General features: G+C 50.5%; 8 protein-coding genes. 5 read left to right on the forward strand and 3 right to left on the reverse strand.

All coding sequences use genetic code 11. The annotated features are described in order from the left end of the window. The first annotated feature begins 100 nt into the window (after nt 1-100). The 5 genes from rpsK (at nt 101) to B2067_RS00575 (ending at nt 4,849) form a co-directional block, all read left to right on the forward strand. Complete coding sequence (gene rpsK, locus B2067_RS00555; RefSeq protein ID WP_068443303.1) at nt 101-490, forward strand: 30S ribosomal protein S11; 390 nt, start codon at nt 101-103, stop codon at nt 488-490. Between the two features lie 12 nt (nt 491-502). After that, a complete protein-coding gene (gene rpsD, locus B2067_RS00560; RefSeq protein ID WP_068441860.1) occupies nt 503-1,123 on the forward strand; it encodes a 30S ribosomal protein S4 in 621 nt (206 codons plus the stop codon). A gap of 22 nt (nt 1,124-1,145) precedes the next feature. After that, on the forward strand, nt 1,146-2,147 hold the full coding sequence (locus tag B2067_RS00565; RefSeq protein WP_068443306.1) for a DNA-directed RNA polymerase subunit alpha: 1,002 nt from the start codon (nt 1,146-1,148) through the stop codon (nt 2,145-2,147). 19 nt (nt 2,148-2,166) lie between these two features. Further along, nucleotides 2,167-2,559 carry a 50S ribosomal protein L17 gene (gene rplQ / locus B2067_RS00570; RefSeq protein ID WP_068443309.1) on the forward strand — a complete coding sequence of 131 codons (393 nt, stop codon included), beginning with the start codon at nt 2,167-2,169 and terminating at the stop codon, nt 2,557-2,559. A gap of 190 nt (nt 2,560-2,749) precedes the next feature. Beyond that, nucleotides 2,750-4,849, forward strand: coding sequence for a TonB-dependent siderophore receptor (locus B2067_RS00575; RefSeq protein WP_301387163.1), 2,100 nt, complete (start codon nt 2,750-2,752; stop codon nt 4,847-4,849). 67 nt (nt 4,850-4,916) lie between these two features. Here B2067_RS00575 and B2067_RS00580 read toward each other — a convergent pair whose 3' ends face one another. The 3 genes from B2067_RS00580 to B2067_RS00590 all read right to left on the reverse strand — a co-directional run. Then, a complete protein-coding gene (locus tag B2067_RS00580) occupies nt 4,917-5,786 on the reverse strand; it encodes an alpha/beta hydrolase (protein WP_068442838.1) in 870 nt (289 codons plus the stop codon). A 180-nt stretch (nt 5,787-5,966) separates the two neighbouring features. Continuing rightward, a complete protein-coding gene (locus tag B2067_RS00585; protein WP_068443312.1) occupies nt 5,967-7,247 on the reverse strand; it encodes a TRAP transporter large permease in 1,281 nt (426 codons plus the stop codon). Beyond that, on the reverse strand, nt 7,244-7,501 hold a 258-nt coding region (locus B2067_RS00590; RefSeq protein ID WP_301387164.1), incomplete at its 5' end, for a TRAP transporter small permease. The genes B2067_RS00585 and B2067_RS00590, both read right to left, overlap by 4 nt.

The following is a 7,501-nucleotide window of genomic DNA, read 5'->3' on the forward strand; positions in this document are numbered from 1 at the left end:
GCGCAAGCCGATCCGTAAGTAATTTATTACCCGGATCTGCTCTTTTAGTGTAGCTGCATTCGACTTGTTGCAGTGTTGATATTAAAAGCAGGATTTAAAAATGGCTAAGCCACAAAGATCAACGAAGAAAAAAGTTAAAAAGACGGTCGTCGATGGCATCGCGCACATCCACGCCTCTTTTAACAATACTATCGTGACCATCACTGACCGCCAGGGTAACGCTCTCTCATGGGCAACCGCAGGTGGTTCAGGTTTCCGTGGTTCACGTAAGAGCACGCCGTTTGCCGCACAGGTTGCTGCAGAACGTGCAGGAGAAGCCGCTAAAGAGTACGGCCTGAAGAATCTGGATGTAGAGGTCAAAGGCCCTGGTCCAGGTCGTGAATCAGCTGTTCGTGCCCTGAATGCATGTGGATACAAGATCACTAACATCACTGATGTTACTCCGATCCCACATAACGGCTGTCGTCCACCTAAGAAACGTCGCGTATAAGGAGGCTCAATAATGGCACGTTATATTGGTCCTAAGTGTAAGCTCGCGCGTCGTGAAGGAACTGACCTGTTCCTGAAAAGTGGCGTCCGTGCTCTGGACACAAAATGTAAATTAGAAACCAAGCCTGGCGTTCATGGCGCTGGTCGTGGTCGTCTGTCTGACTACGGTCTGCAGCTTCGTGAGAAGCAGAAAGTCCGTCGTCTCTATGGCATCCTCGAGAAGCAGTTCCGTAGCTACTACAAAGAAGCTGCTCGTCGTAAAGGTGCAACCGGTGAAAACCTGCTGCAGCTGCTGGAATCACGTCTGGATAACGTTGTTTATCGTATGGGCTTTGGTTCTACCCGCGCTGAAGCACGTCAGCTGGTGTCTCACAAAGCAATCACTGTTAATGGTCAGTCCGTTAACATTCCTTCCTTCCAGGTTAAAGGCGGTGATGTGGTAGCTGTCCGTGAGAAGTCAAAGTCTCAGGATCGCATCAAGACTGCACTCGATCTGGCTGGTCAGCGTGCTGACTGCGGTTGGATTGATGTGAATGCCGGCAAGATGGAAGGAACTTTTAAAGCAGTTCCTGAGCGCGCTGATCTCCCAGCAGAGATCAACGAAAACCTCATCGTGGAACTTTACTCTAAGTAATAGAGGAACTTAAGGGGCAGCTATGCAGCGTGCAGTGAATGAATTTTTGACACCTCGTAACATCCAGGTGGACGAAGTATCCGGTACCCATGCCAAGGTAACACTTGAGCCGCTGGAGCGTGGTTTTGGTCATACTCTGGGTAACGCGTTACGTCGTATCCTGCTGTCGTCTATGCCAGGCGCAGCAATCACCGAATGTGAAATCGAAGGTGTACTCCATGAGTACAGCGCTATCGACGGCGTTCAGGAAGATGTAATTGAAATCCTGCTGAACCTCAAAGGTGTAGCGGTCAAATTACATGAACGTGACGAGGCGAACCTGACTCTGACCAAAGTTGGTCCGGGTACAGTGACAGCTGCTGATATTCAACTGGATCATGGTGTTGAAATTGCCAACCCAGATCACGTCATCGCTCACCTGGGTGAAGGCGCTGAACTGAAAATGACCCTTCGGATCGATTCAGGTCGTGGTTACGAGACTGTTGAAGCTCGCAATCAGAACGATGAAGAGACCAAGGCGATTGGCAAACTGCAGCTCGATGCAACTTACAGCCCGGTTAAACGTGTTTCTTACAGCGTCGAAAGCGCTCGTGTAGAACAGCGTACTGACCTGGATAAGCTGATCATCGATCTGGAGTCTGATGGCACTATCGATCCGGAAGAAGCAATCCGTCGTTCCGCGACCATCCTGCAGCAGCAGTTGGCTATCTTCGTTAACCTCGAGAACGACGAAGTCGTTGAACAGGTTCGTGAAGAAGAAGAGATCGATCCGATTCTCCTGCGTCCAGTGGACGATCTGGAGCTGACCGTTCGCTCTGCTAACTGTCTGAAGGCTGAAAACATCTACTACATTGGTGATCTGATCCAGCGCACTGAAGTTGAGCTGCTGAAGACACCTAACTTGGGTAAGAAGTCTTTGACCGAAATCAAAGACGTTCTCGCATCACGCGGACTGTCGTTGGGTATGCACCTTGAGAACTGGCCACCTGCCAGTCTCCGCAACGACGACAAAGTTCTTGCGTAAGTAGTGAAGGAATAAAACCATGCGTCATCGTAAAAGTGGTCGCCACTTCAATCGCACAAGCTCACACCGTCAGGCTATGTTTAAAAACATGGCTGTGAGCCTGTTCGAGCATGAAATCATCAAGACTACTGTGCCTAAGGCGAAGGAGCTGCGTCGTGTAGCTGAGCCACTGATCACCCTTGCTAAGGTTGATTCAGTTGCTAACCGTCGTCTGGCCTTTGCTCGCACTCGCAGCAAAGAAGCAGTAGGTAAACTGTTTACTGATCTTGGTCCTCGTTACCAGAACCGCCCTGGCGGCTACATTCGTATTATGAAATGTGGCTTCCGTGCCGGTGACAACGCGCCTATGGCGTTCGTTGAACTGGTTGACCGTCCTGTTGTTGAAGCAGAAGACGTAGTCACAGAAGACTAAGCTGAAGTTATTCAGTTTAAAGAAACCCGCCTAGTGCGGGTTTTTTTGTAGGCAAATACCCTATAAAAACAAAAGCATAATACGAACGATTCGCCTTTACGATAAATGATCCAATCGTTAGAATCACTGCCGGGCTTATGGTGCAGACTGATTGCGCCTGAGTTTTAACTTCTCACTGAAGGCAGTAAATATGTTTAGTATTCGCACTCCACTCGCGGCCGCGATCCTGGCCACCACACTCTCTCAGCTCGTGTACGCCGAGGACAGTTCTTCGGATCAGTCGGTAGAACTTGATGCTGTTTCAATTACTGCAGCTCGGGACAATCGGGTTTCTAAGGGCGCAATCGGCCTGCCACTCTCTCTCAAAGAGACACCTCAGTCGATTACGATTCTCGATGATCGAGCGATGGATCTTTACGACGCGTCTGGAACCAATGATGCGTTAAAAATGATGAACGGTATTGATGTTCAGGAATATGAAACAAATCGTACCTCATATAATGCACGAGGCTTTGAGATTCAGCTGACGCAGGTAGACGGTCTGGGTACCAGTAACGATTACGGTACCGTTCTGGGACAGCAGGACACTTTCTTGTTTGAACGTATTGAGTTGGTTCGGGGCGCGAATGGACTGTTAACAGGGGTTGGTAATTCATCCGGCACCATTAACTATGTGCGTAAGCGGCCGACTAACGAGGACGAAGCTGAAATTTTATTTACACTTGGTTCCTATAATCAGGTCCGCCTCGGTGTCGACGGTAACAAGGTACTTACGAGTGATGGTCGCTGGGCCGGACGTGTTGTTGCTGTTCAGGAGAATAAGAACTCGCATATCCGCGATCTTGAAACCCGCCGCACTTCGCTTTATTGGGTCGTGGACGGCCAGGTCGGTGACAGTGGCATTCTGACCTTCGGCTCAAGCTTCCAGAATAGTGAGCAGGATTCCCCGATGTGGGGATCTCTGACGCTTAACTACGCTAATGGCGGTTATGCTGACTTTGATGTTTCGTCTTCGCCTTCTGCTGACTGGACCTACTGGAATTCGAAAAGCCGGAACATGTTCGTTGAGTACCTTCATGACCTCGGATCTGGTTGGGAAGCCAAAGCCAGCGTTCATGCAAACAGCTACGATGGTCAGAGTCGCCTTCTGTACGCTTACACCCTCGGCGGCGGCTTGAATGACGACAACACAGGGTTGGTGGGTTGGCCTTACGCTGGCTATACAGAAAAGTCGTCTCTCGTATTTGATGTGAACCTCTCTGGTGAGTTTGAAGCCTTCGGTAATTATCACAGTGTTCTCGTGGGTGTCAGCCAGATTGAAGATGAAAATACGACGTACAACCGTCCCGTACTGTCTGGCGGTTTTCTTCCATATCCAGCGTTTGACGACTATGACGGCGATGATTACCCAGAGCCGGAATTCGGCTTAAAAGAGAAACGCGGAGACGGTGAAAAATCACTGAGTCGTTTTTATGCTTCATCACGATTCGGTCTTTCCGATACGCTTAATCTAATCGCGGGTGTTAACGTTATTAAACTGAAGCGAGAGGGCAGCTCTATCTATGGTTCTACCACAGAGAGCACTTATTACCCGGACCTTGAAGAAGCCAGCCCTTATGCAGGACTGACGTGGGATGTCAGTGACGACTTTACCACTTATGTTTCTTATTCTGATATTTATCAGAATCAGGATAACGGCGACATCAACGGTGACTATCTTGATCCAATGAAGGGTGTGAACTATGAGGCTGGAGCAAAAGCCGAGTTCTTCAATGATCGTGTTCTCGCAACCTTTGCGGTATTCAAGGCAGAGCAGCAAGGGGTAGCGATTGTTGGTGGCCAACGTGAGGATACGACAACCTACTACGTACCAGCCGACGTAAATTCGAAAGGCTTTGAAGCAGAGATCGCCGGTGAGGTAACAGAGGAGTCTAATCTGGCCGTTGGTGTTACTCGTCTTCGTGTTACTGATGATAGTGGCGATAACACGTCTACCTGGATTCCTCGCACTGTATGGAAGGCGCGTTACGATTCGGTATTGCCGTTTGCACCGGCGGTACGTCTGGGCGCGAAGGCTACCTGGAAGTCTGATGCCTACAAAGAAAATGAAAACAAGCAGGACGCTTACATGGTGGTGGATACATTCGCAGCTTATACGTTCAATGATCAGGCGAAGCTGAAACTTAACGTAGATAATATTCTGAATGAGAAGTACGTGACGGGTATTCAGTCAGGTGCTATCTATGGTGCACCGCGTAATGCGAACCTGACCTTCAATTACTCGTTCTGATTCAGTCGATGTAACAATAAAGAATGCTGTACTGGGCTAGCCTCAGTACAGCATTTTTTATGCAGGTTTACTGGCGCAAAAACTCGCCGATTCTATACACAGCTTTCTTTGACGGCTTCAGGAAGGCGGCGTGGAACTGGAATACATGCCACATACCTTCAGAAACCTGAAGTGTGACGTCGACCCCCGCCTCCTTCATTGCGCTCTCAGCACGGGTTGAGTCGGACAGCAGAATTTCATCAGATCCTACCTGAATCAGCGTACGCGGATATCCGCTCATGTCCCCAAACAGGGGAGATAACCCCGGTTCGTCTTTTGCTGTACTGGCGGCATACATTTCAGCTGATGAAGTCAGCCATAAAGGGTGCAGCATAGGATCGATTTTCCTGTTGCTGTCGATGGTCGGCCCGCTACAGGTCAGGTCGCACCAGGGGGACATCAGCACCATAGCATTGGGCTGGGCATAGTCAGTTTTGCTGATTGCTTCGGCTAATGCCATCGCCAGGCCACCGCCAGCAGAGTCACCCATGATGACGATATCCTGATGACGCGACAGGAGATCTGTATAGGCTGCTAAGGCATCATCAAGCGCTGCGGGGTAAGGAGCCTCAGGGGCAAGCCTGTAATCAAGAATAAAGGCCTCACGCTCAGTGCTACGCGCGATACGGGCAACCATTTCCCTGTGGCTGTCTGGTGAGCCAGTGCAATAAGCTCCCCCGTGCAAATACAGGATGGCACCGTGGCAGGGCGTTGGTGTCAGACGGCGTGTTGGGATACCGGCAAGCTCGGTATGGGATTCTTTTATTCCCCCTGGCATCGGCGTAAAGCGCAGCAGGTCGAGCCGTTTACGCTGAGTGGTGACCGGAACCCTGGGGTTCAGCTGCGATTTGACGGTCAGAGTGACCAGCCGACGCATAACAGACTGCATGATCGACATGTTATGTACCTCAAAAAAAGAGCGGGCAACCCTGAAACAGGGGCCCGCTTAAATTGGGTGCCGCTATGAAGTGGCGATCATGAACATGGCAGATGCCAATGACTTTTACTCTACGCCTGGCCACGGTAAACAGGGGCAAGGCGCGGTAAAGAAGGGTCAGGCATTCATCATGAAATGTCGTCACTCCACAAGAAGCAGACTTAATCCCGGCCAGTAAGTAATGATCAGAACGGTTGCCAGCAGAATAAAGAAGAACGGCAAGGTCGCTCGATATAACGTCATTACTGGTTTATTAAAACGGAAACTCGCAATAAACAGGTTCATCCCGACCGGAGGAGTAAAGTATCCAAGCTGCATATTTGCCAGGAACAGTATGCCCAGGTGAATCGGGTGGATTCCGTACTGTACCGCAATTGGCAGAATAATCGGAATCATGATCACGATGGCAGAAAAAATATCCAGCATCATGCCGAGAATCAGCAGGAAGATGGTCAGCAACAACAGGAAAGTGAAACCGTCTGTGACGTGTGCCTGAATCGTATCAAAGACTTTTTCAGGGACGCCTGCATCAATCATGTAGTTGGTTGATGCCAGTGATACTGCCAGGATCAGGAGGATAGCACCAACCAGCTTCATTGAGTCTCGCATCACTACAGGTAGCTGAGTAAAGGTAATTTCCCGGCGGATAATCACGGTAACTATCAGTACATAGAAGGCAGTGATGGCTGCTGCTTCAGAAACGGCGAAGAAGCCGCCGTAGATGCCACCCAGAACGACAAACGGCAGGGGAATTTCCCATGCGCTGTCTTTGATAGCTGCCCAGGCTTCAGCGCGATCGAAGGTGTGATTCGACTTTGGCAGGTGACGCGATTGCCATGCGCTGTACATCGACAGTGCGGTGAGCATCAATAAGCCCGGCAGAATACCAGCAAGGAAGAGGTCATCGATGCTGACAGGCGTCTCCAGCGACATCTGTTGGGCAATCACACCGTACAGAATCAATGGCAGTGACGGCGCAAACAGTAGGCCGAGAGAGCCTGACGTAGTTACCAGGCCCAGGTTGAAGTTCTCCCGATAACCGGCTTTCTTGAGCGCTGGAACGAGTAATGCACCCAGAGCGACGATGGTAACGCCCGATGCGCCGGTAAACGCCGTAAAGAGCGCACAGGCTGCCAGAGCGACAATGGCCAGCCCGCCGGGCATCCAGCCAAGAAAGGCATCTGTAATGCGCACCAGTCGTTGAGGCGCCTTGCTTTCACCCATCAGGTAACCAGCAAAGGTAAATAGCGGAATAGCAATCAGAACCGGCATTTCGGCAACCCGGTAAATCTCAACCGCCATCACCTGGAGATCGACCTCGGTCTGAAAGAACCCCCACATGGCTGATGCGGCAATCACAGCAAACAGAGGGGCACCCGCCAGTGCAAGTAACAGCAGGAGTGCCGTAACGAGAATACTCATGCAGTCAGTTCCTTACCGGTCGCAGCGGCGATGCCCTGAATGAAAAAACGCAGGCCCATTAAACCAAATGTAAACGGAATGATGAGTTGCAGCGGCCAGGCTGGGATATCGGCGAAGGCAATATCCTGAAATTCAAAAGCAAGTTGTACATACTGTCCTGAGTACCAGCCAACCAGGCCGCAGACGATAGCGGCGAACAACAGAGTGACGGTTGAAGCGATACGGTTCAGTGTCGGGCCGCCCAGCTTAGATAT

It is taken from the genome of Thalassolituus sp. UBA2590, assembly GCF_002339775.1.
In the GTDB taxonomy this organism is placed as follows: Bacteria; Pseudomonadota; Gammaproteobacteria; order Pseudomonadales; family Oceanobacteraceae; genus Thalassolituus.